The sequence below is a fragment of the Gammaproteobacteria bacterium genome (assembly GCA_040183005.1).
Lineage (GTDB): Bacteria > Pseudomonadota > Gammaproteobacteria.
Map to the genome: position 1 here is coordinate 1,424,218 of JAMPIW010000007.1, position 25,090 is coordinate 1,449,307.

Annotated in this window: 15 protein-coding genes and 2 pseudogenes; all 17 read right to left on the reverse strand. The window is 57.3% G+C overall.

Translation table 11 applies throughout. The annotated features are described in order from the left end of the window. The 17 genes and pseudogenes from M3A44_12670 to M3A44_12750 all read right to left on the reverse strand — a co-directional run bounded on the left by M3A44_12670 (position 1) and on the right by M3A44_12750 (position 25,035). A complete protein-coding gene (locus M3A44_12670) occupies positions 1-1,026 on the reverse strand; it encodes a fructose-bisphosphate aldolase class I (GenBank protein ID MEQ6342466.1) in 1,026 nt (341 codons plus the stop codon). A gap of 57 nt (positions 1,027-1,083) precedes the next feature. Beyond that, positions 1,084-3,501, reverse strand: coding sequence for a phosphoketolase family protein (locus M3A44_12675; protein ID MEQ6342467.1), 2,418 nt, complete (start codon positions 3,499-3,501; stop codon positions 1,084-1,086). Then, positions 3,498-3,818: a hypothetical protein gene (locus tag M3A44_12680; protein ID MEQ6342468.1), complete on the reverse strand. Its 321-nt coding sequence runs from the start codon at positions 3,816-3,818 to the stop codon at positions 3,498-3,500. The genes M3A44_12675 and M3A44_12680 overlap by 4 nt, the downstream gene beginning before the upstream one ends. Positions 3,819-4,023: 205 nt before the next feature. Continuing rightward, positions 4,024-4,191, reverse strand: a pseudogene (locus M3A44_12685) (phosphoglucomutase, alpha-D-glucose phosphate-specific). Positions 4,192-4,349: 158 nt separating this feature from the next. Next, positions 4,350-4,646 carry a DUF1840 domain-containing protein gene (locus tag M3A44_12690; GenBank protein MEQ6342469.1) on the reverse strand — a complete coding sequence of 99 codons (297 nt, stop codon included), beginning with the start codon at positions 4,644-4,646 and terminating at the stop codon, positions 4,350-4,352. 64 nt (positions 4,647-4,710) lie between these two features. After that, the gene (locus M3A44_12695) at positions 4,711-4,878 is read right to left on the reverse strand and encodes a hypothetical protein (GenBank protein ID MEQ6342470.1); all 168 of its coding nucleotides are present in this window, start codon (positions 4,876-4,878) and stop codon (positions 4,711-4,713) included. Beyond that, on the reverse strand, positions 4,875-7,502 hold the full coding sequence (gene mgtA, locus M3A44_12700) for a magnesium-translocating P-type ATPase (GenBank protein MEQ6342471.1): 2,628 nt from the start codon (positions 7,500-7,502) through the stop codon (positions 4,875-4,877). The genes M3A44_12695 and mgtA overlap by 4 nt, the downstream gene beginning before the upstream one ends. Before the next feature lie 79 nt (positions 7,503-7,581). Beyond that, positions 7,582-7,740 (reverse strand): annotated as a pseudogene (locus M3A44_12705) (transketolase). Further along, positions 7,737-9,149, reverse strand: a complete 1,413-nt coding sequence (gene zwf, locus M3A44_12710) for a glucose-6-phosphate dehydrogenase (protein MEQ6342472.1) — start codon at positions 9,147-9,149, stop codon at positions 7,737-7,739. The pseudogene M3A44_12705 and the gene zwf overlap by 4 nt, the downstream one beginning before the upstream one ends. A 44-nt stretch (positions 9,150-9,193) precedes the next feature. Further along, a complete protein-coding gene (locus M3A44_12715; GenBank protein MEQ6342473.1) occupies positions 9,194-9,424 on the reverse strand; it encodes a hypothetical protein in 231 nt (76 codons plus the stop codon). Positions 9,425-9,461: 37 nt separating this feature from the next. Beyond that, positions 9,462-18,437 carry a cyclic beta 1-2 glucan synthetase gene (locus M3A44_12720; GenBank protein MEQ6342474.1) on the reverse strand — a complete coding sequence of 2,992 codons (8,976 nt, stop codon included), beginning with the start codon at positions 18,435-18,437 and terminating at the stop codon, positions 9,462-9,464. Positions 18,438-18,774: 337 nt separating this feature from the next. Further along, complete coding sequence (locus M3A44_12725) at positions 18,775-19,353, reverse strand: hypothetical protein (GenBank protein ID MEQ6342475.1); 579 nt, start codon at positions 19,351-19,353, stop codon at positions 18,775-18,777. Then, a complete protein-coding gene (locus M3A44_12730; GenBank protein MEQ6342476.1) occupies positions 19,340-19,981 on the reverse strand; it encodes a DUF1003 domain-containing protein in 642 nt (213 codons plus the stop codon). The genes M3A44_12725 and M3A44_12730 overlap by 14 nt, the downstream gene beginning before the upstream one ends. A gap of 318 nt (positions 19,982-20,299) precedes the next feature. Continuing rightward, entirely contained in the window at positions 20,300-21,241 is a 942-nt protein-coding gene (locus tag M3A44_12735) for a hypothetical protein (protein MEQ6342477.1), read from the reverse strand. 48 nt (positions 21,242-21,289) lie between these two features. Next, a complete protein-coding gene (cls, locus tag M3A44_12740) occupies positions 21,290-22,669 on the reverse strand; it encodes a cardiolipin synthase (protein ID MEQ6342478.1) in 1,380 nt (459 codons plus the stop codon). A 261-nt stretch (positions 22,670-22,930) separates the two neighbouring features. Then, the gene (locus M3A44_12745) at positions 22,931-23,476 is read right to left on the reverse strand and encodes a phosphatase PAP2 family protein (GenBank protein MEQ6342479.1); all 546 of its coding nucleotides are present in this window, start codon (positions 23,474-23,476) and stop codon (positions 22,931-22,933) included. Positions 23,477-23,508: 32 nt separating this feature from the next. After that, a complete protein-coding gene (locus M3A44_12750; GenBank protein MEQ6342480.1) occupies positions 23,509-25,035 on the reverse strand; it encodes a DUF3943 domain-containing protein in 1,527 nt (508 codons plus the stop codon). Positions 25,036-25,090 lie beyond the last annotated feature (55 nt).

Here is a 25,090-nt window from a genome sequence, read left to right on the forward strand (position 1 = left end):
TCATTCGCTCTCCATCGCGGCGGTGTATTTACCTTGACTGGCCGCGCCATTCAAACGCGCCCGCTGGTACAGCGCTTGCTGTGCGATCATCTTGTTCACCGTCTCGCCGCGCCATGCCTTAAGCACGGGTGCCTGGAGGGCGCGCCCGTAGGAGAAGCTCAAGACCCATGGTTGCCTTTCTGCGCCGGTATTTATGGCGTTGAGGTTGGCCGTGGCCGCCGCCTCACTCTGCCCGCCGGAGAGGAAATTGATTCCGGGCACCGCTGCCGGCACCGTGCGCCGCAGACAGATAAGCGTTGCTTGCGCCACCTGCTGGGGTGTGACTTGCTTGGGGCATGCGCTGCCAGGGACGACCATGCTGGGTTTCAAGAGCATGCACTCCAGCGCGACGCCATGCTGGTGCAGCGCGTGAAACACTGCATGCAGCACCTCTTCAGTGACGCGTGCACAGGTCTCGAACGTGTGGTCGCCGTCCATCAATACCTCAGGCTCGACGATCGGCACCACGCCCTGCTCCTGGCAAATGGCTGCGTAACGCGCCAAGGCATGCGCATTGGCTACAATAGCTGACGGTGTTGGGATGCCCTCACCGATAGCCATTACCGCGCGCCACTTGGCGAAGCGCGCAACCAGCTGTTTATATTCGCTTAGCCGCTGCGCCAGACCGTCCAAGCCCTGCGTCACTGTCTCTCCGGGAAAGTTAGGCAACAGCACAGTGCCCTTATCCACTTTGATACCGGGCACTATGCCTTGTGTTGTCAGCAACTGCGGCACCGGCACGCCTGCCGCGGTTTTCTGTTTAAGTGTCTCCTCGAACAGAATGACACCGCTGATAAAATCACCGAGGCCTGGCGTAGAAAATAACAACTCGCGGTAATCGCGCCGGGCCTCCTCCGTGCACGCCACTTTCACTGCCTTGAAGCGTTTCTCGATGGTGCCGGTACTCTCGTCGGCCGCGAGAATTCCCCTGCCTGGCGCCGTTAGGTCGGCAACCGTTTTTTCCAGTTCTTGTATGGATATCGACATGGAACCTCCGTCAGTTATTACTCATTGAATAATTTTTCACCGTCTCAACAGCGCCGCTCATTTGCGCGGGGAGACTTTCTTCCCCGTTTCCTTGGTACCCCATTTCCAATTGCGAATCTCCGGCATGTCTTCGCCGTTTTTTTCAATGTAGTCCTTGTGATCGAGCAGTTTGTCGCGCATAAATTGTTTAGCATAGGCGGCGCGTGAACCCAGACTAGGCACCCTGTCGATGACGTCGATGACCAGGTGGAAGCGGTCGAGATCGTTCAACACCACCATGTCGAAGGGGGTGGTGGTGGTGCCGTTTTCCTTGTACCCGCGTACGTGCATCTGCTGATGATTAGTGCGGCGGTAGGTCAGACGATGAATCAGCCAGGGATAGCCGTGGAAGGCAAAAACTATGGGCTTGTCCTGGGTGAACAGGCCATCGAAATCCTTGTCAGAAAGGCCATGAGGATGTTCGCTCTGCGGCTGCAGCGTCATCAAATCCACCACGTTTATGACGCGAATCTTCAGTTCAGGAAAGTACTGCCGCAGAATCTTGACCGCCGCTAGCGTTTCCAGCGTAGGCACGTCACCGCAACAGGCCATCACCACATCGGGGTCACCGCCTGCGTCGTTGCTGGCCCATTCCCAGATGCCGAGCCCGGCCGTACAGTGCTTGATAGCTGCTTCCATATCCAGCCATTGCAGTTCCGGCTGTTTACCTGCAACGATGACATTGACGTAATTGCGGCTGCGCAAGCAGTGATCGGTGATCGACAGCAGTGTATTGGCGTCGGGCGGTAAATAGATGCGGATAACGTCCGCCTTCTTGTTCACCACGTGGTCGATGAAACCCGGATCCTGATGGCTGAATCCGTTGTGGTCCTGCCGCCACACGTGCGACGACAGCAGGTAGTTCAACGAGGCGATGGGGCGTCGCCATGGAATGTCTCTCGATACCTTGAGCCACTTGGCGTGCTGGTTGAACATCGAATCCACAATATGGATAAACGCTTCGTAGCATGAGAAGAAACCGTGCCGGCCCGTCAGCAGGTAACCTTCGAGCCAACCCTCGCACTGGTGCTCGCTCAACATCTCCATCACCCGGCCATCGGGCGCGACGTGCTCGTCGATGGAAATGATGTCTGCAGTCGAGCAACGGTTCGTTACTTCGAACACGGCGCCCCAACGGTTCGACGCGGTTTCGTCCGGGCTGAAGATACGGAAATTGCGTGCCTCGGCATTGAGCTGCAACACGTCGCGCATGAACTGGCCCTGCACGCGCGTCGCTTCGTCTACCACGGCGCCGGGTTTCGGCACCTCGACCGCATAGTCGCGGAAGTCCGGCATGCTCAGATCGCGCAGCAGCATTCCGCCATTAGCATGCGGGTTGGCCCCCATGCGCCGCTCGCCTTTCGGCGCCAGTTCGGCCAGTTCCGGCATGAGCCTGCCATGTTCGTCGAATAGTTCTTCGGGGCGGTAATTCTTCATCCATTGTTCGAGAATCTTCAGGTGCTTCGGCTTCGTTTCGAAATCGGTAACAGGTACCTGATGCGCGCGGAATGTCCCTTCAATCGGTTTTCCATCGACTGATTCAGGACCGGTCCAGCCCTTCGGTGAGCGCAGAATGATCATCGGCCAGCGCGGCCGCTCGCTGAATCCGTTGGCGCGGGCGTCGTGCTGGATACGCTTGATCTCGGCGACCACTGTATCGAGCGTGGCGGCCATGAGCTGGTGCATCTGCTCGGGGTCGTCGCCCTCGACGAAATACGGGGTGTAACCGTAACCGCGAAAAAGCTGGTCAAGTTCTTCGTGGCTAATGCGCGCCAGCACGGTGGGGCCGGCAATCTTGTAGCCGTTCAAATGCAGAATGGGCAGCACAGCGCCATCATGAACCGGATTGAGGAATTTGTTCGAATGCCAGCTGGTGGCCAGCGCGCCGGTTTCCGCCTCGCCATCGCCCACCACGCAGGCCACCAGCAAGTCGGGATTGTCGAACGCGGCGCCATAGGCGTGAGCAAGGGAATATCCGAGTTCGCCGCCTTCGTTAATCGAGCCCGGGGTTTCCGGAGCGACGTGACTGGGGATGCCGCCGGGAAAAGAAAACTGGGTGAACAGCTTTTTCATGCCCTGTTCGTCCTGGGAAATGTTCGGATACAGCTCGCTGTAAGTACCCTCCAGATAGGTGTTGGCCACCAGACCCGGTCCACCATGCCCGGGGCCTGTGACATTGATGATGCTCAGGTCATATTGCTGAATGATGCGATTGAGGTGAACGTAAATGAAGTTCAAGCCCGGCGTGGTACCCCAGTGCCCCAGCAGCCGAGGCTTCACATGATCCAGCGTCAACGGTTTTTTGAGCAGAGGATTATCGTACAAATAAATCTGGCCAACCGACAGATAGTTGGCTGCGCGCCAATAGGCGTTGATCCTACGCAGAACATCAGGCGACAACGGATTGTTCGTGAGCTTAATCTTTTTCGTCTTCATGACCCTATTCCTTTCTTTTCAATTGGGAAACCCAAAACGCGGCAGACCGATTTTGCGATCATCACTTCCTCATCCGTATGCATGGCGCGAACAGCGACTCGGCTGGTCTGCGCGGAAATCACGCCCACATTCGCCAATTTACGCTTTTCCTCAATCTCGATTCCAAGAAATCCAGCCCGGCGCAGATCCGCGCACGCACTGCAGGCGCGTTCTAGCAGGGCATAGAGGACTTCCACTTCGATAGCATCCCAGGCGGGATCGTTATCATGTTCCTGCCCATCTCCCAACGACCACCAGCCGTCCAGTGCTGCCGCCACACATCATCTGCGCCATGACTCCACGTCGAACGCATATCCAGAGCAAGTTCGGCCAGGTAATTGAATCCATCAATGTCCTTGGACAAAATGCGGTCCTTCGGGTGTCGGATTCATGCTTGTTCGCTCATGAGATTTCCCTCATAATTTTTCGTGGATGCAATCTCCGGCTGCCGCGTGGGCGCCGCCATCGCAACAGAGACGAGGCCTATGCTTCTTCCAAGATGCGCTGCAGATGATCCGCTCCACGAAAGCTCTCCACATAAATCTTATAGATATCTTCGGTGCCGGACGGACGTGCCGCAAACCAGCCGCTCTCCATCACTACTTTCAAGCCGCCGATGAGTACGCCGTTACCTGATGCTTGGGTGCTGCGCACAGCGTCTCGCGTGCACAGATGCTTCACGTACGCTGACGTACGTGAAACGACAAAGCAGAGCCGGCGAGACTTCGTACAGACCTGTTTCATTTCTTCGTAACGCGGCGCATCACTTGTTCCCTGGCTTCAATATGGGGCATACTCCGAATGACAATTTATTTCCACATTACGTTAGAGTTTGCCTTCGCTGCGGCAGCAAGAAGATTAATGAGAGGCAGCGCACGAGTCGCCGTGCTCACCATTGGTTCATCCGTATCCTTGTCCTCAACTTGCGGCAAGGCTTTTTCTGCATCGACAGCATCTGTTAACCGATTCAGGGCAACAGGAACATCAGCCGCCAGAATCGCACCGGGTACTGTGGCACTGTGTCCCATCATTTTCAGCATAGTAAGCGCGACATCACCAAACATGGTTATGTCGGCGTAGGCATCCGTCGTAAAAGTCACCAACATGTGTTACTCCTCGAATGAATGATTAGCATCTACTTGAATTGCAGACAGCGATTAAATCATACGCTCACAGGCTTTCAATCACCTTTTTCAGTTTTTCCTGAACCTGCTCGGCAATGACGGCAAGTGCAGGGTTACCGACAGCGCTCATCGATGCCATAGGATCGACAGCAACATGGCACGCACTTGCAATCCGAGTAACGAATATATGCATGCTCTCCACCACCCCAATCATTCGCCAAACCTGCGGATAAACCAGGTCTTCACCAGCTGAGTCAGGATCATATAGCACAGCAGCATGATCGCCAGCAGCAGCCAGTACAGCGGTGGCAGCACGACAAAGCCGAGCGTGTCGGCCAGCGGCGAAACCGTCAGCCAGGCGCCGACTGCAACGATGATCAGCGAAGTGGCAATCAGCTGCCAGCTGGCCCGGCTTTCGATGAACGGAATCTTGTTGGTGCGAATAACATGGATGATCAGCGTCTGGGTGAAGATCGACTCCACGAACCAGCCGGTGTGGAACAGTGCCGGGTTTTGCCAGCTGTTGAAAAGATACAGCATGATGAAGAATGTCAGGTAATCGAAGATCGAACTGATCGGTCCGATAAACAGGATAAAACGCTGGATCTCGCCTATCTCCCACTTGCGCGGCTTGATCAGCCAGTCGGCGTCTACCTCGTCGGTGGGGATCGTGGTCTGCGAGAAGTCGTACAGCAGATTGTTGATCAACACCTGGATCGGCAACATCGGCAGGAAGGGCAAAAACACGCTGGCCCCGACCACACTGAACATGTTGCCGAAGTTGGAGCTGGCCGCCATCTTGATGTACTTGATGATGTTGCCGAACACCCGCCGCCCCTCCAGCACGCCCTGCTCCAGTATCAGCAAGTTGTTTTCCAGCAGGATGATGTCGGAGGACTCCTTGGCGATGTCGACTGCGCTATCCACTGAAATACCCACATCGGCCGCCTTGAGTGCTGGGGCGTCGTTGATGCCGTCACCCATAAAGCCGACCACGTGATCGCGGCTCTGCAGTGCGCGGATGATGCGCTCCTTGTGCGCCGGAGCCAGCCGCGCAAACACGCTGCTTGTTGATACAGCATCGGCAAGTTCGTTATCGCTCATCGCCTCGATCTGCGAGCCGAGCAACAGATGCTCCACCGGCATGCCTACTTCCTTGCAGATGTAGGCGGTGATGATTTCGTTATCGCCGGTCAGAATTTTGACGTCCACATTTAGGCTGTGCAGCCGCTTCAAGGCCTCGACGGCGGTGTCCTTGGGCGGATCGAGGAAGGCCAAAAAACCCAGCAGGATCAGGTCCGACTCATCCCTGACCGCGTACACCGGCTCATCCGGCGCCCCCTGCATTTGCTTATATGCCAAGGCGATGACACGGAAGCCCTGTCCATTAAGTTCGTCCGCAAGCTGCCGGCGTCTGGTGTCATGTTCGGGCTGCACCGCGATCACCTCGCCATTCAGTTCCACCCGCGTGCACAGGCTCAGCACTTCGTCGACCGCGCCTTTGCAGATCAGCGTATTCAGTCCGCTTTCATCTTCCACCACCACCGACATCCGGCGCCGCACGAAGTCGAACGGAATCTCGTCTATCTTGCGGTACTTCTCTTGCACTTGCAGGTGTTGTTCCAGTTCCTCATGCTTGAGGATGGCCTCGTCCAGCAGGTTCTTCAGGCCGGTATGATGAAAGCTGTTCAGGTAGCCAAAATGCAGCACCTTCTCGCTGTCTTCGCCGTTCACGTCCAAGTGTTTTTCCAGCACGATCTTGCCCTGGGTAATCGTGCCGGTCTTGTCGGTGCATAGCACATCCATCGCACCGAAGTTCTGAATGGCATTCAGGCGCTTTACAATCACTTTCTTGCGCGCCATCGCCAGCGCACCCTTGGACAGGTTGACCGTGACGATCATCGGCAGCATCTCCGGCGTAAGCCCGACTGCCACGGCCATCGCAAACAGAAATGCTTCCATCCAGTTGTGTTTGCTCAGCCCGTTGAGCAGAAAGACGGTCGGCACCATCACGGCGATGAACAGGATCATCAGCCAGGTAAACTTGTTGATGCCCTTATCGAAGCTGGTCAACTGACGCTGTCCGACGATACTGGCGGCTAGCGATCCCAAGTAAGTCTGCTCGCCGGTGTAAATGATCACCGCCGTTGCCGATCCGCTTTCCACGTTGGTGCCCAGGAAGCAGATGCTTGCCAGTTCCAGCGGGTTGTGAATGTCTGCGAGCGCCGCGTCGGCCTTTTTTTCCACCGGTAGAGATTCGCCGGTAAGTGCCGCCTGATTGAGAAACAAGTCCTTGGCGGACAGCACGCGCACGTCGGCCGGCACCATGTCACCGGCTGCCAGTCGGATGATATCGCCCGGCACCATAATCTTCAGCGCGACTTCCTGCTCCTTGCCGCCTCGCACCACCGTTGCCGTGTTGCTGACCATCGCCTTAAGCTTCTCGGCCGCGTTATCGGCGCGCATCTCCTGCACGAAACGCAGAACTATGCCGAGAATCACCATCACGAAAATGACGACCGTCGCCCGCAAGTCACCAGTCAGAAAAGAAAGCACGCCCAGCGCCACGAGCAGCAGGACCAATGGATTCTTGACGTTGCTCAACAGGCGCAGCAAGGCAGATTGCCGCTGCTCCCGAGCAATCGCATTCGGCCCATATTGCTTCAAGCGAGTATCGGCTTCAGCCTGCGTCAGGCCATCTAAGCGCGATGCAAGCTGCTGCAAAACGGTAGCGGCATCGGCGCGCCCCTTTTCCAATAATTGATCGGAAATATGCGCATCTTTCCCGCCAGCGGGATTAGCTCTGCTTGTGTTAGCTAGCTGAGGTGATGATTCCATAGTCATTCTTCAATCCGAACAAAGCTGGTTTTGCACACGTTGGCCTATAAGAAGTTCGGCCAGTGGGGACCCTACGGGTTGGCTCATAGCGCAGAAAACGCTGCCACAAACAGTAGGCCACCGGCGCGGCGTCCATGGGCGTTCCGGGATGCCCGGACTGCGCCTGCTGCACGGCGCCGATGGAAAGCGTGCGCAGGGTATTGATGCACAGCTGGTCGAGTTGCGTTGCGGTTGTCATTTTGCCGCCTTTCCCGGTATCGGGTTGTACCAGCTTCCGTCTGCCGCAATGAGCGCGTCCGCTTGTTTCGGCCCCCAACTGCCGGGCTTGTAGGCGTGTACCCGGTGGTGCTTTTCAAGTACGGGATCGACCACCGCCCAGGCGGCCTCAACCGCGTCTTCACGGGTGAACAGCGCACCGTTGCCAGCCATGGCGTCACTCAATAGCCGCTCGTAGGGTGTTTCCTCTCCCATCTGTTCATCCAGCAGATAGAGCTCGCGCTGGTCGCCGATGAACTCTTTGCCAACGAGCTTGACGCGCGCGGCGAGGGCGACGGCAGCGTTGGGGGAAAGCCTGAAGCGCAGATAGTTGGCCCGCCCGGCCACGGGCGCTGAATCGTCGAACAGCCGCTGCGGTGGCGGCCTCAGCTCCACGACAACTTCGGCCGCCGTTGTAGCCAGGCATTTGCCGGATCGCAGATACCACGGAACCCCTTCCCAGCGCCACGAATCGATGAACAACCGCAGGGCGCAGAATGTTTCCACATCTGAATCCTTCGCCACGCCAGGCTCTTTGCGGTAGCCGGTGTACTGGCCGCGTAACACGTCGTCCGGCTGCAGCGGACGCATGGCCTGGAACACCTTGGCTTTCTCGCTATGCACGGCGCCATAGCCCTGATAGGCCGGTGGCTCCATGGCCAGCAGCGCGACAATCTGGAATAAATGGTTCTGGATAACGTCACGCAGACAACCCGCACTTTCGTAAAACGCACCGCGACCCTTCACGCCGAAATCCTCGGCCAGCGTGATCTGCACGCTGGCCACATGATTACGATTCCAAATCGGCTCCAAGAATGAATTTGCAAAACGGAAATAGAGGATGTTCATGATTGCTTCCTTTCCGAGATAGTGGTCAATTCGGAAGATCGCATCTTCTGCAAACACCGACAACGCGATGCGGTTGAGCTCCCGCGCGGAGGCCAGGTCGCGTCCGAACGGTTTTTCGACAATGACGCGCGCCTGATCGGCCAAGCCGGAAGCCCCAAGTCCTTTTATTACCATAGCAAACAGCGCGGGTGGGATGGCGAGGTAGTGCGCCGGGCGCTTGGCATCGCCCAGCGCCTGCTTGAGCGTTTTGAACGTACTCAGATCGTTGTAATCACCGTCCACGTACTGGAGCAGGGAAAGAAGGTGGTCGAGGGCGTCCCGGTCGTCTATCTTGCCAGCTTGCTTAATGCTGTCATTCGCCTGTTTGCGAAATTGTGCCAGATTCCACTTCGATGCGGCGACGCCGATCACCGGCACGCTGAGAACACCGCGTTTAGCCATCGCGTAGAGCGCCGGAAAAATCATCTTGTGAGCAAGGTTGCCGGTCGCGCCGAAGATTACTAAAGCATCAGCCGGTGTCGTGCGGCTATGGGTATTATCCATATCTATAAGTCCCTATAAGTCCCCCATTTTTTTCATCATGCCCTTCAGACTTTTTTCTCGGGGCTTTGACAGCCCAAAAGAAAACGTGCAGCAAACGCAACACAAGTGAGCCGTCGATCCATTGCATAACTTCGCCAGTCCGATTTTAGAGCGCGTCTTGCATCGCCGTCGATGCCAAGAAAACCAGGCCATGCATCCACTGCTTCGTCAAATGGTTTTCTCTCGTCAAAGGTGATGTGATTCGCGTTTGGCACACCTATTCCTACTCTATTCATGACTTGCCTCCATTCATCGGTCGTGTTGATCTTTTTGTCATGAGTAAACTGGTGGTGGTGCCATTATTCTCACTTCGACCGCATGATCCTGGCGGTCGTCGATCAGTGGAATGATTTTGTCGGTGCGTTCGACGCCATCCACCATCACGCGCATCGCGTCGCTCTGCGCAGCATCGGCGAAATCCGTTTGCGTCACAACGATATGGTAGACCGTCTCCCGATACCGGTAGTGCAGCTTGAACGCTTTCCAATCCGCGGGTAGGCAAGGCGCGAAATGCAGTTTGTCCACCTCCAGTCTTAGGCCGAGCAGGGATTCCACAATCAGCCGGTACATCCAGCCCGCCGATCCCGTGTACCAACTCCATCCGCCGCGACCGGCATGCGGTGCTACCGCATAGACGTCGGCGGCGACCACGTAGGGTTCGACTTTGTAAATCGCCACGTCCGCCGCCGATTTTGCATGATTGACGGGATTGATCATGATCAAGAGTTCCCACGCGCGCCGGCTGTCGCCCAAGGCGGCAAATGCCATCGCAGTCCAGATGGCGGCATGGGTGTATTGCCCACCATTTTCGCGCACGCCGGGAACGTAACCTTTGATGTAGCCCGGATCCATATCCGAGGTGTCGAATGGCGGATCCAACAGTTGAATGAGCGCATCATCGCGTCGTACCAGACGCGCATAAACGGCCTCCATGCCCTTCCGCGAACGCGATGCATCGCCCGCGCCGGAGAGTACCGACCAGCTTTGCGAGATCGAATCGATCTGGCATTCGGTGTTGGCCGCCGAGCCCAGCGGAGTGCCGTCGTCGAAGTAAGCGCGGCGGTACCACCCACCATCCCACGCGTTGGCCTCGATACGCTGGCGTAGTTGCGCGGCTTCGGTGCGGCACTGCTCGGCGAAGGACACGTCGCCGAAGCGCTGCGCTAATTCAGCGAATCGCGTCAGCACTTCGTATAGGAAAAAACCGAGCCAGACACTTTCGCCCTTGCCATGCAAGCCCACCAAGTTCATGCCATCGTTCCAGTCCCCCGAACCGATCAGCGGCAGGCCATGTTCGCCAAACCGCAAGCCGTGCTGGATGGCGCGCACACAATGCTGGTACACGCTGGTCGACTCGGCGGAGTGTCCTGGCAGATCGTAATACGAGTCCTCCCCAGCGTTGACGGGACGGCCTTCGAGGAAGGGAATGGATTCATCCAGCACCCCGGTATCGCCGGTGCAAAGCACATAGCGGCACACCGCCAGCGGTAGCCAGAGATAATCGTCGGAACAATGGGTGCGCACGCCGCGGCTCGACGGCGGATGCCACCAATGCTGCACATCGCCTTCCACAAACTGGTGCGCCGCGCACAACAGCAACTGCTCGCGCACGCGTTGCGGCTCGGCGTGAATCAGTGCCATCACATCCTGCAACTGATCGCGGAAACCAAAGGCGCCGCCCGATTGATAATAGCCGCTGCGCGCCCATAGACGGCAAGCGAGCGTTTGGTACACCAGCCAGCCGTTGGTCAGTACGTTGAGCGACGCGTCGGGTGTTTCCACTTGCACCGCACCGAGGGTGTGGTTCCAGTACTGCCACACCGATTCGAGCACAGCGTGGGCGGTAGCCGATCCGCGGAAACGGCGCACCAGATTGCGCGCGTCATCGGCGCCGCGTCTTCCGGCTTGACCCAACCGGAAGACGATCTCGCGTTCTTGCCCATCGGCCAAATCGAAGCTCACTTGGATCGCAGCGCAAGGATCCAATGCCGCCCCCACCTTACCGGAAAGCCGCGTGCGTCCCATCGCCGCCGGATTTTTGAGCGAGCCGTTACGGCCAATGAATTCAGCGCGGTCGCAGCTTATGGTGCGGATTGTGTCATCCACATCGAAGAACGCAATGCGGTCGGCGAATTCCGTGTTGTAAGGGTTGCGCGCAAACAGCGCGCCGCTATCGGAATCCTCTTCAGTCGTCACGTGCATGGTCGATTTCGACCGCAAATCGCCCAGCACCCATTCCACGTAGCCGGTCGCGGAGAGCCGCCGCTGCCGGCCTGAGGCGTTGCGCACTTTCAACACCGAGAACTTGACCGCCGCATCCAGGGCCACGTACACCCACAACTCTGAGACGATGCCCCCTTCGTTATGTTCGAACACGCTGTAGCCGAATCCGTGCCGGCTGACATACGCATTCGCCCCGCGGCTGGGCAGCGGTGTGGGTGACCAAAAATGGCCGCTCTCTTCATCGCGCAGATAAAACGCTTCGCCGCTCGCATCCGACACCGGATCGTTGTGCCAGGGCGTGAGACGGAACTCATGCGCGTTCTCGCTCCAGGTATAGGCCAGGCCGTTCTCGGAAATGACGGTGCCAAAATGCGCGTTCGCTAACACATTCACCCACGGCGCGGGTGTCACTTGCGCGGCCGTGGTAGTAATGACGTACTCGTGCCCGTCCGGCGTGAATCCACCCAGCCCGTTGTGCAGGATGAGATCGCGCCTCGGCTCGGGACTGACCTGGACTTCAGCGCGGTGGCTGCGGGTCGGCTGCAAGCGCGGCACCCGCACCTCCCGGAGGTGTCGGCGGTTGATCTGCTCCACCAGCGTTCCCCGGCTGTCGCTGAGAATGATGCGCGCGACCGATTCGAACAGAATGCGGTCTTCGGTCGATATCTGTTCTGCGGGGCGCACGAAAATGCCGCCCGGTCGATCGATCACATGCGCTTCGATCCCCCCTGCAATCAAGCCGATAATTTGATCCTGGAGCAGTTGCCGGTAACCGACACGGTCTTCGTTCCAGATCACCAAGTCCACCGCCAGCCCTTTTAAACGCCAGTAGGCGTGCGCCTGCACCAGTTGACGCACCAATTCGATATTGGCCGCATCACCAATCTGCAACAGCACGATAGGCAGGTCGCCGGAAATGGCGTAGCCCCATAAGCCGGATTGCCCACGGCGATTCTGCATCAGAGTGCCGGCATCGGCGCGTAGCGAGGCGTTGGCATAGACCACGGAATTGGCCAAGCGTCCGTAGAGTTGCGCATCGGCCTCGCTGGCATTGAGCTGGCGCAACACCACTTGGGCATGCGTCCATGCCAGTTCGAAAACACGATCCGCAAGCCGTCTATCATGATATTTTTCGACCAAGCCTAACACCGCATCGCGGCTTTCTGCCATGCCGGTCACCATATCGATGGTGGCCGTTTGTTGCGGATCGAGCGTGATGGCATAGCGGATAGCGACAATCGGATCCAGCACCGAGCCCTGGCTGCCGGAGAGTCTTCCGGAGGACGCTCCTGGGGACGCTGCCACGCCGCTCAGCGCTTGCGGGTCGGCGGCGGTGCGGCCGCGACCGATGAATTGCAAGCGATCCGTTTCATAGGAAATTTCATCGATGTCTGCCCCATGCACTGCCATCAGGTGCAACATCCACGGCACTTGCTCGCTACGCGAGCGTGGCCGGCGCGTGCAGAGTATCGCCTGGCGTTGATCGATGATCTCAGTCTGTACAAAGAGATTGCTGAAAGCCGGATGCAGCGCGTCCGTAGCAGGTACAGCAAGCACCACTTCCGCGTAGCTCGTCACTGTGATGGTGCGGCGTGTTTGCGCGCGGTTGGTGAGATGGACACGGCGCAGCTCGATATCGTCTTCCGGCGACACCACAATCTCGGTATACGTCTCGAAGTCGCCATCGCCAACCCAATCCCGGCGGCGAAATTCGGCGCGCCCCTCTGAAAAAATCGCCTCATAGTGCTGAGGCTGTTTCAGTGTCGGCTGATACGCAGTAGACCAGACTTCCCCGCTGCTTTCGTCGCGCAGATAACAGAACGTGCCCCAGTGATCACACGTCGTGTCTTCGCGCCAGCGCGTGACAGCAAGATCTTTCCAGCGGCTATAGCCGCCGCCGGCGTTGGTGACCATTACGTGGTAGCGGCCGTTAGACAACAATTGTACTTCCGGAATCGGCGTGTCGGGGCTATTGAAAACGCGAATCGATGCTTCCTGAGCACCGGATGTCGGCCGAATGTCGGAGAGCTGGGCCGCGTGCGGAAAGAGCGCTGTGGCCTTGGGAATCCGCTCTTGTAGCAGGAGTATGGTTGCCTGGAACAGCGGGTCCGACTCGAAGCGTTTCTGCATCGGACGATCCAGTAGAAGATAGGCCAGGGAGAGCAGGCTCATCCCCTGGTGATGCGCCATGTAGGAACGCACCACCACACTCAATTCCCCGCGCCGTTGACGAGATGGCGTGTAATCGATAGCTTCATACAAGCCGAATTTTCCTTCCAGCCCTGCCGTGGCGAGTCTCTGCATATTCAGGCACGCCGCCTCGGGCGCCACCATCAACGCCAGCACCGATGCATACGGCGCAATTACCAAGTCATCTGCGAGTCCGCGTTTGAGCCCCAGGCCAGGCACGCCAAAGGCGCGGTATTGGTAGTTGAGATGGGCATCGACCAGGTTGTAACCGGATTCCGACATGCCCCACGGTACACCGCGCTGCCGCCCATACTCAATCTGCCGCTCCACCGCCGCCTTATAGGTTTGATCGAGCAGCGTGTGATCGTAGGTGGGCATCACCAGCAGCGGCATCAGGTATTCGAACATCGAACCGCTCCACGACAAAAGAATCGGTTCGCCGCCGGTACTCGTGAGCAGCCGCCCCAGGGCAAACCAGCTCTCCTGCGGCACTTGTCCCTGCGCAATCGCGACGAAATTGATCAATCTTGCTTCCGAAGCCAGCAGATCGTAATAACTCGAGTCGCGCCGCAGCTCATCCACGTTGTAGCCAATCGCCAAGAGACGTGACGCCTTGTCGTATAAGAAGCCATACTCCATGCACGCGAACTCACTGGCTTGCAGGGCCAGCCGTTCAATCTCCGCCATCCGCTCCGTGGCGCGGTGGCCGGCGTCTATGATGCAACGTCGAAACTCATGCAGCCACTCGCATTCTGCGGGCGTCGCAGCACCCGCAAGGAACCGCTGCTCGATGACCGCCAGCACTCCCTCTTCGAGTCTTGCCAATTCGCACAGCGTGGGGATTGCACCGATAGTGGGGAAGTCGCCAAGCCCGCTCGGCGCAGCCGGCAGCACGAGCCACGGCGCGAGAAACGTCAACTCATCAAGGGCGGCGCGACATTGCCGGGCCAGCGTCCGCGCCCACCAATGCGCATCGCTCTCGGATGCCGTCTCAGAGCGCACTGCGCTGGCGTGATCCAAGGTCGGGTGGTGCGTGGAATCCTCATCGACTTCTTTGTAGACTCCATTTTGGCTACGACTAAACTGAAGTTTGGTTTCTGCCGCAACTGCGTTTTCTCCTCCTGCGACCAACATCCGCTCGCCTCTTTTTTGAGACGCCGTTGGGACAGCATCGAGGCTATCGGCAAACTCCGCCGCGCGTCTCGCCAGCCGGTCAAGGCACAGCCATGCTTGCGCGAGCGTGCTTGGCCGACTGGCGCAGGCCGCCTCGAAATCCGCCCGCAATTGAGCGAGTGGAGCCGACGGGGTGCTTGCCGCAGCCTCCACCAGAATTGCCAGCGTGTCGTGCAGTCCGTCAAACACCCGCACTCCCAGGATCGGGGCGTCGGCAAGCGCAAGTAGGCCAGGCCGCAAGGTCAGCAGATGGCCCGCGAGGTTTCCGCTGTCTACTGTCGAAACATACATCGGGTGCAATGGTTTTAGCGATAAAGTGTCGTACCAGTTGTAGAAGTGGCCACGGTGGCGTGGCAAGCCATCCATCGTGCGCAGTGAGTTCGCCGTGCGCTCGATGAGTTGCCCGGCTGGGATATAGCCGAAGTCGTATGCGGTTAAATTGGCAAGTAGCGCCATGCCCATATTGGTCGGCGAGGTACGATGCGCAACCGAGGCGCCGCGATATTCCTGGTAGTTATCCGGTGGCAGCCAATGATCTTCCGGACCGACAAAGGTCTCGAAGAAGGCCCAGGTCTTGCGCGAAATCTTGCGCAGGAAGACGATCTGCTCCAGCGTCAGCCGCGCTTCACGGCGCACGAGCGGTTGACTGAGCCACCAAACAAGCGCGGGTGAACCCAGCCACAGCAGCAGGATAGGCGCCGCGATGGCGAGCACTGCGGGCTTAAACAGCAGGAGATAGAGCGTTGCCGTAATGGCGATCAGCGGCGCGATCCACATCGCGCGCAACGCGGCGGCGAAGTCCGTGCGGCAGTTACGCGCCGCTTCGCCCGAAGGATTCCATTCAAGCAGTCGTCCGTGCGTGAACAACATGCGCACTATCGTGCGTACGATCGCATCCAAGCTGAAGTAGGCCTCATAGGGTAGGCACGCCAAGGTAAAGACCGCTTGTGTCAAGCGTTGCAGGGTGGTATCGAATGCAGCGGCAAGATGTTGCCTGAACAGCACCTCGCGCGGCTTGTTAAATATTTCCACAACAGATGCGAGCAAAGGCGGAACCAGGATGATGCCGATCACCGCCAAAGTCCAAAGCCAAGGCGATGCAAGCAGGGTCCAACCCAGCAACAACAGCAACGTCAATGCCATCGGCACGAGACTACGCCGCAGGTTGTCGATGAGTTTCCATTGCGACAACCATGACAACGGGTTCCTTTGCCGACGCGCGCCAGATACGGGAACGCGCGACAACAACCACCCCAGCAACTGCCAGTCTCCGCGTATCCAGCGATGTCGTCGGCTCACATCCGCGCTGTAGTGCGCGGGATAATTCTCATACAAATGCACATCGCTCAATAGGCCGGCGCGCGCGTAGCACCCTTCCAATAAGTCGTGACTGAGAATCCGGTTTTCGGGAAAGCGCCCATTCAATGCTTTCTCGAACGTGTCCACCTCATAGATTCCCTTGCCGATGAACGAACCTTCGCTGAACACGTCTTGATAGACGTCGGAGACGGCGCGGGTATAGGGGTCGATGCCGGAGTCGAGGCCATGCAATCGCGCATAGCGCGAGCGGTTGGCTCCTTCCAGGCTCACGCTGACGCGCGGCTGAAGAATGCCGTAGCCTGCGCAGACCCGCTGCCGCTGTGCGTCGTAGCGCGCACGGTTCAGCGGATGCTCCATGGTGCCCACCATCTGCCGTGCGACATCACGCGGAAGCTGCGTATCTGTGTCCAGGGTGATGACGTACTTTACGTTCGCGAGGCAAGATATATCACCGGCAATGCGTGAGAAGCGTTCGTCGGCATCGTTGCGCAGCAACGCATTCAAGTCCGAAAGCTTGCCACGCTTACGTTCGTAGCCCATCCAGATCCGTGCTTGCGGATTCCAACGACGCGGGCGATGAAAAAGAAAAAAAATGTCATTATCCGCAGCGCTATATTTTACGTTCAGCGCCTCAATGCGCGCTGCCGCCAGCTGCAGCAGCGGCTCGTCCTCAAAAAGCGTTTCTTCATGCGCGTCTCGAAAATCTGTCAACAGGCCAAAATACAGATTGTTGTCCCGATTCGCCAGGAAGCGCACTTCCAGCGCCTCGATCAGATCGTCGACATTCTGCGAGTCGGTGAGCATCGTCGGCACCACCACCAGCGTACGTGATTGCACCGGAATGCCAGTGGAGAAATCCATGCGCGGCAGCAGATGCGGGCGCGCCAATAAGGTCGCCAGCCAATTCACCAGCGCCAGTGCCAACTGACTGGTGGACAGCAGTGCGAGGACACCCATCAACACGAGCGTCCAATACGGTATGTCGCTGGCCTGCGCCATCGCCAGCAGGCTTACACTAAACAGCAGTGTCAGTAGCGCGATCGCGCCGAGATACAGGCCCAATGGGCGTCGGGAGCCAATTTTCGTGAGCGTTTCGGCAATGGAAGGCCGCACCTGCGCCAGGGTTTCGAGTGCGCGCAAACCCTGGTCGATCAGATAGAAGCCGACATGCGCCGTGTGTTCGCCGCCACCCGACTGCGTAGCCTTGGCCGCCTGAGCTATCTGCGCGAGTTGGATCGCACTGCGCGCGACTTCGACTTCGGAAAGGTGGCTGGTTTTCGCAACCTTCTCAATCGCATGACGATAGCGATCACGGGTAGCAAAATCCATCTCACCGTAGGTGCCGTGCGGGTCTTCGCGTAGCGTTTGCTCGACGATACTCATCGTTTCGACGAACTCGCGCCAATCCATTCCCCCCAAAAAGCGTAGACTACCGATGCTGTTGCTAATTGAAACTTGGTCGGCTGCCTGCTGTTGGTTTCCAGACCGTACCAACTGCTCAATGGTTAGACCCGACTCAGCAAGCACTTGCTCAATCCAGGTCAGAGGCAATGCCAAGGCGAGGCTTTGTCCTTGCAACCGGCGTGTAAATTCCGACACGAAGGGGGTCGTCATCGGCGGGTGCGAGCGCGCCATGTCCGCAATTACCAGCACCAGACTTTTCGGGTCTTTCTCCGCGACCGCCGTCATCTTCTCCGCCCATGCAGCGGCGAGGTCGCAATCCACCCGGCCTGCGGCGATGCGAACGGCAACGCGTCGCAGATTTTCGATTAATGCCAGCCGCAGCATGATGGGGATGGCCCATAACTCGCCCAATTTGAGCACGCTGACCGTCTGATAGGCCGCGACGAAACGGCTAAGACTTTCCGGGTACACCCGTCCATCGCCGTGCGAGATGATCTCCAGCGCAATATCGTACACACGCGGCAATCCGGCCGAAGGGCCGCTCAACAAACGCGGCAATTCCCGGTTGTACCCCTTGGGCAAGTGGCGCTTCGCGGTACGGATCTGCTCTTCGATCAGATAGAAATTATCGAGCAGCCATTCGCTGGCCGGCGTAATCTGCTGATTCGCTTTTACCGCCGCTGTGAGCTGGCCGCAGACGCCGATCAAGACCGCTTCATTCACCGCCAAGCGCGTCAGAAGCTGATCCTGCGGACGTTTCTGTGTCAACTTGTGCACGGCCGCGAGACGCTTGCCATACTGTTCCATCTGAACGGCGCTGAACAACTCCGAGCGCAGCGGGGGCTCATCAAAGGAGTGTGTGAGAGGAATAGTGCCGTCGCGCAAGTGCGCCCTCAGCTGTTGCAAATAGTGGAGGAAACGAATATCGCTGGTTTTCATTTAGAGCTGATGCATTCCTTAGCAGACGAGAGCAGACGAGTAGATTTCCGAACAGGTCCAGCAGCCCGTCGGACTTGAATTAAATCAGTTGCCGGGTCTCATTACTTCTCCGGCACGCCGTTTTCAAGATAGGCTGCATCTAGGTCAACACGATCTGTGGGTCGGGCAGGACGAAGTCGCCCGCCTGTGCAGCCGACTGAACATATCCTTGATGATCACGACGGTCCACGGTGGCACCAGGTTATGCGAACGCGTCAACATCTCATGTTGTTTACGTAGATTAAACTCAGTTTACCCTAATAGCATACTGTGTGACATCCCGGAGTGTTGGTCGTGTTCACGCCACAGTACTGAGCATCATCCCAATGCCTGCGGTCAACCCCATGGCCAGCGCACCCCAGAACATGACACGCATTACACCCACCATCACGCGTGCGCCGCCCACGTACACCGCCAACCCACCCAAGAGCGCCAAGAATACGAGTGAAGTTCCCGAGACAAAAGGAATCAGACTCGCCTTCTTGCTGCTACCGATCTTCTCACCTAACGCATTGATGGCATTGTCCAGTGATTCGAGGCTACACTGAAAGCCCAGGTCGTTCAGTGCGTTATTGCACGCACAGTTATTGCTGAGCTTTGCTGAACTCAAAAATGGCCGCCGTGCGATTTCACATTGCGCTTGTTCCGGTGGCGATTTACAGATTAACTGGCCATCTTGCGGCAAGCCTCGACGCAACGACGGCACGCCTCGGCACACACAACCGGCAGATCGCTGCGGACTCGCAGGATAGTCATTTTTTCTGTCCTGCCCGACCATGTGCACGAAACAGTTACCGCACTCGATCGCGCAGTCGTTGCAGGCGTCATCGAGATCAGGGTCTGAGCTGACCTTCAGACTTGAATCATTTGCTCCCATCGACCTTCTCTTCGGCTTCCTCCGCGTGCTTTGATCGCTCTACTGTTTCGCGCTGCTCGTCCAGTGCAGCGAGCACTACGTGCGGGTTCGTGGGCTGTTGGAATGCCGCCGCATCAGGATCATGACGGTCTTTAACCATAGGTAAATCACGCCTCAATTCTTCCATCAAGTTGATAAGCTTCGTAACCTTTTGCTCGGTCAATAAATTCACTTGCAGGTCAAGATGCGCCCGCTTTTCCTCAAGTTTAGCTAAGCGGTTTTGTTTAATAACAACCGCCGTCGACGTTAATAGTGCCCCCAGACTAACCATTCCTTGCAGCCAAAAAAACGGAGCCGGGTCAATTACCGCCATGCCAGCGTGGCGCGCAAAGATGTTAGCAAGCATCCAGAGTGCGACAAACAGTAAAATCGAGACAAGATAAAGCGGTTGCCCCAAAATGCCACTAATGTTTTCGAGTACCCGTTGCGAACGACTGATCTTTTGTTCTTCTCGCGTATAGAACGCCAAAATTGTCTCAATATTCTGGCTGATCTGACCAAGCTTCGATTCAGATGATTTGTCTGGAGTATATGAAGCGGATACCGGCGGAACGCCCATTTTCCTGCCCATATCTTGGGGGTTTTTCATCGTAACTCTCAAAAAAATAACTGCGCAGAAAACCTCAGAATTAAGGACTTACCTGGCTGCGTCTACATTGAAAGTCCAGGTTGCTCTGTGCGATAACGAACATAGACTTACTTGATTAAGAGTCGGGCTGCCCTCGATATATACACCAAACAGATTTTTGCCGCTGTGACGGACGAGGACGCACACTTGAATCGTGGCGCATTCGCCGAAAAATGGGATACCCATTATCCGTCGATCAGGTGCCGTAACAGAAAATCACATGAGTATGCACACTGGTAACCTGATGCTAGAGGTGCGCCGCACTAAGGAGTAGCTATTTCAATCGTTTCTGCCAGCCGTTGTCGCCGGGTTTTCAGTTTTCTGTCGCAAATGCTCCTTGCGCTTCATGTCGAGGTACTCGCTTTGTTCCATTTCGTGCAACTGGCGCGGATAACGCTCTACTGCGGTAAACCAGTCAAGCAGGCGTTTTTCGAACTGTGCCTGAGGCGGTGCGGACAGGGCGCCGAGAAAGGCTTCAATAGCGAGGTAGTAGCGCATCGTATTGCGTTCCACTACGCCGCGCATTCCGCCGATATGCACAGGCTGCCCAGTGGATTTTTTGTCCAAAACAGTGAATCCCACTTTGCCGCTCCCAACGGTGCTGAGATAGGCCTGCATTGCAAGCCGTCCGGCAAAACCGTAGGCATAGGAATACCCGAGGTGGATGAAAGTTCGCCCATTCTTTAACGGGATGGCCTCAAGCATGATGCTGTAGTTACGCGTGCTGATCGGCCCCTTGTCTGCATTCAGTTTCACCCGCAGGTAGTTCGGGGTTTTGGTGGCGACACGGTAGGTAAAATCCACTCGATAAGCTTCGTCCAGTGGCTGGTCGTATTTCTTGCCAATGCTTACGTTGAGGATGGTTGTCTTGCCCGTTGTCGACGCGCGGCAGTATTTGGTGTTGAGATGCAGGATGAGGATGTCGCACCAATGGGTTGGAACGTTGAGGGCCGTGCTTACCGTTGCAAACGGGTAGTCAATGAGCGCATACATATCGCCTGCCACGCTATCCGGTTTTTCACTGGAGTCCAGGTAAAGTGGTTTCTGGAATGGGTTATTGCGGAGTTGATCTTGCAACACGCCATACTTGGTACGCAGAGAGGCAGCGGACTGCGTATCTGTATCGACGGCATGTGCAATACTCACACCCGCCTGCGCAAGACAGATGATAAGCAGCCTGCTCACCCAGCACATCAAAGTTGGATTCGAAATTTGTCTCATGTCTTTTATGTTCCTCCGGCAACGAATTGCGCGTAATTTTAAAAATTACTAGAGCCAGTATTCCCATATTCGCGCGGCCATTTCTTTCAGGCGCAGGCCGATGGATCGCTGCTGCCATTGTTCAAGTGTGATGAGGTTGGAGGAGGCGAGGTCTGTCTCGAACATGGCCTGCATCTGCACCCCGAATTCTTGGCCCAGGATGACGGCGTTCACCTCCTCGTTGTGCAGGAAGCTACGCCAATCGAGGTTGGTCGAGCCGATGGTAGACCATACGCCGTCAATGAGTGCGGTCTTGGAGTGGAGCAGCGCGCCACGCCGCTCGTAGATTTTCACCCCCGCGCGCAGAAGAGTGGTATAGAAAGAACGTCCGGCATGGAACACCAGCCAGAAATCGGTGTTGCTTGGCAGGATGATTTTCACGTCCACGCCACGCTGTGCGGCATCTTTGAGTGCGGTGAGCAATTGCGGATCGGGGACGAAATAAGCATTAGTCAGGCGCACACTGGTTTCGGCGCTGTTGATTGCTGAAATCAGCGTGGCATAGATCAGGCTATAAGGGTCATCCGGCGAACTGCCGATGGCGCGCACCACCTCTTTGCCCTTGTTGCTAAGTTGCGGGAAAAATTTGCTCGGCGCAAGCGGTGCGCCCTTTTGCTTCTCCCACGTTGCGAGAAACAGTTTCTGGAATTCGCCGACGACGGGCCCCTCCAACTGCACATGCGTATCGCGCCACGGTGGACTTCCATCGGGACGCCGCTTGGAGCGCGGACTGAAGGACCCGCTTGAATAAACGCTACTGATGTTGATTCCGCCCAGGAACGCCGCTTGGCCATCCACGATCAACAGCTTGCGGTGATCGCGCTGGTTCAACTCCCAGCCTTTCTTGGCGGTAAGCGGGTTAACAGGATTGAACTCCAATACTTTGATGCCGCTGTCGGTGAGGCGCTTGAAGAATTCCTTGGGCGCATTAATCGCTCCAACGCTGTCGTAAATGAAATTGACCGGCACGCCCTGGGCCTGTTTCTCGATGAGCGCGTCCGCAAAACGCTTTCCCACTTCGTCGTCTTCGATGATGTAGGTTTCCATGTTGATATGGTCTTTGGCATTACTAATCGCCGTGAACATGGCCTGAAAAGTCGCCGGCCCGTCCTGCAGCAGCGCCACCTTGTTGCCCACCACCAAGGGACTTCCCACGATAGCATCTTCGACCGCCAGATGCCGATCAAAGATGCTGGTTTCTTTACCGCCATTCTGCAGCCGGTTGAGAATCGCTTTGCTTTGCTGGGGAGAAAGAGGCCCGCGCGCACCTTCGAGTTGAATGGGCCGGGCCGGATGTATTGTCAGGTCAGAAGCGATGGTCGGTAACGTACTGCACCCGGCAAGCGCAGCAAGTATCGCTACGGCCAGCCATTCTGAGAATTTGTCCAAACCTCGTGATTTCATTGGTGCGCTAAACACTGCCATCTCCGCTTCAAGTCGTGGTGTGGTGCATTTGTTGATAAGACCGTATTCAAGAAGCGCCATAACTACGTCACGATCATTTCCGGTCAATAGACGGGAACCATGCCGCGCGTGGGCAATGACCGCAAGCAAGAGAACCTCATGCGTGGCATGACAGCCTGACAGAAGCGCCTTGCATGAGTTGAGCACCAATCAATCACTGTTACCAAGTACGCATGCGAAGGGTCATCAGAAGGAACGCTCCCAGCGCAAGCCGAGGACATCGGGTCCGATGATTGGTGCCAGGTGGGTCGCGTTTTCCGGTGTGACCGTGAGCAACGCCACGCCATACGATAGCAAGCCGCTGGCAATGACATCGCGCACGTGATGTTTGTCTTCGTGAACTCGAACATAACCAACATATGCGGCAGCGAGATAAGCTGGGATGCCCCACTTCCAGCCGTAGCGCTCGCCCAGGAAGGCTGCGCCAGACATCACGAGTGCCTCATGCCCGGATGGAAAGCCATAGCTCCCGCCATTGGGCCGCTGACCCAGGCTGGTTTGGTTAAATGTGAGCCGGAGGGCCGACGTGACCACCAGATTCACGCCAGTGTTGCGCAGCCATTCCTTCTTACCCTCGGCATCGCCTGTGAAATAGGCAACGGCCAGGCCGGTTAGCGGAACCACGGCCGTCAAGACATCCGTCGCCACGAGGTCGGGGTTGATCCCGGCGGCAACGACAGAGTGCAGACCAAGCGCAACCACAATCACGCCCATAAGAAGGGGTCTGGCCATAAATATTCTCCGTGGTGAGATGTGAACTGGACTCAAGGGCCACCAGCGCTTTTGGGCCGCCAGTCCACGGCGCCGAACCGGGTTTGCCCGAGATAGGTGTAACCAAGGCTTACGGCGCCCACGGTTTGGCGAGTGTCGGCCAGGCCGGGATACTGCGCATCCCGTCGCGAGGCAGTGTACTTGAGCGTAATGCCGTGGAGGTCGTACACGCGTACGGTGAGAGCGGCGACCCCACGGGCAATATTCTCCGAACCGCTGCTCTCGCCGGAGGCTATGTCGCTTACGTAGTAATCTCGCAGCTCCAACTCAAGAGCAGCGCTGTCAGCGAGGATGAGACGCGACGTCACCAGGCCCTGCAGGCTGACTCCGTTGTGATAGTCGCGTTCACCTATGCCGTGAATAGTGCCGGCCGAGCCGTAGCCGACTCCGGCGAGCGCCGTGCCCTGCAGTGCCACCGTGCGTGAGAGCCACCATTGAGCGGTGGTGCCGAGTCCAGCCGCCGTGGTGGAGACGCGAAAGATCTGCGGTGCGATGTAGTCGTAAGTACCGTAAAGCCCCCACACACCGCGGTGGTTGTCACCTAACGAGTAGTCGGTTCCGTAAAGCAAGCCGCGGATGATGATGTTCTCGAAGATATTGCTGCTGGCGGCGGTGCCTTGGAAGTGGAAGTAGTCGAAAGGGCGTGTGTAGGTGTAGCCGGGCTTGCCCGGAAGCCCGTAGGCGATGGTGAAGTCCGCGATCGCCTCCCCTTTTTGGTAGCCCTGTGGAATCGCCGCCGCGTCCGCGTTCGGATTCACGTTCACGTTCGAGCTCACAGTCGCGTTCAAGTTCATGCCGAGCTGTACACGCGTATAGACAGCTGGGTTGTTACTCCGGAACACGCCCTTGAAGCGGTTTCCAAAAGCGAGGCGGTTAAAGCCAGTGGAGGGCGACAGCGCGGCCGCGCCCAGTTCGCGCCAGAATCCTGGCTGGCCATCGCCGCTTTCAAGCAAAAGGCTCGCCATGCGAAACAACGGTTCACCCAGGAAGGTTCCGCCGAAGCCGGTCGTGAATTGATCGTTAATGGAGGGCGGGTCGATCTCACCTGCCGTCTCCCAGAGCGCGCTGCCGAGAACCGTATAGCCGAGTGCGCTCCAGTAGTCGAGGCCGGCCGAACGCGCAAAGCCGTGGTACATAGACCCCTGATACGGGTGCAGAAACTGGTTGGTGGCGAACGGGTCGGTGTCATACACCCACCTTCCTGTCAGGTTCTCCTTGAACGTAGAGAAATTCGACCCGTAGGTTTTGGAGTCGATGGCGTGCCGATTGAATTGATTCAGCAAGAAGTCGAAGCCGACGATATCCAGTGCCGGGATGAGGTAGCTCTTGCCGTTCCCCACACCCCAGTTCAACACCGGCTTCGGCTTCTCGTCGGCAAATGCCGTCGGCGCAGCCTTCTGCGACTTGGTGTCGAGCTTCGGGTCCTCGGCAAAGCCCGCACCTGGAGTCATCAGGGCGAGAGCAAGGAAAATACTGATGGGCGTCCAGCGACTCGCGTGTTCAATCTGCGTTGGGTTCATGGCGATTTCTCTTTAGGGTTTTGATCGCTTTACAACACATAGCCCCCCGAATTCA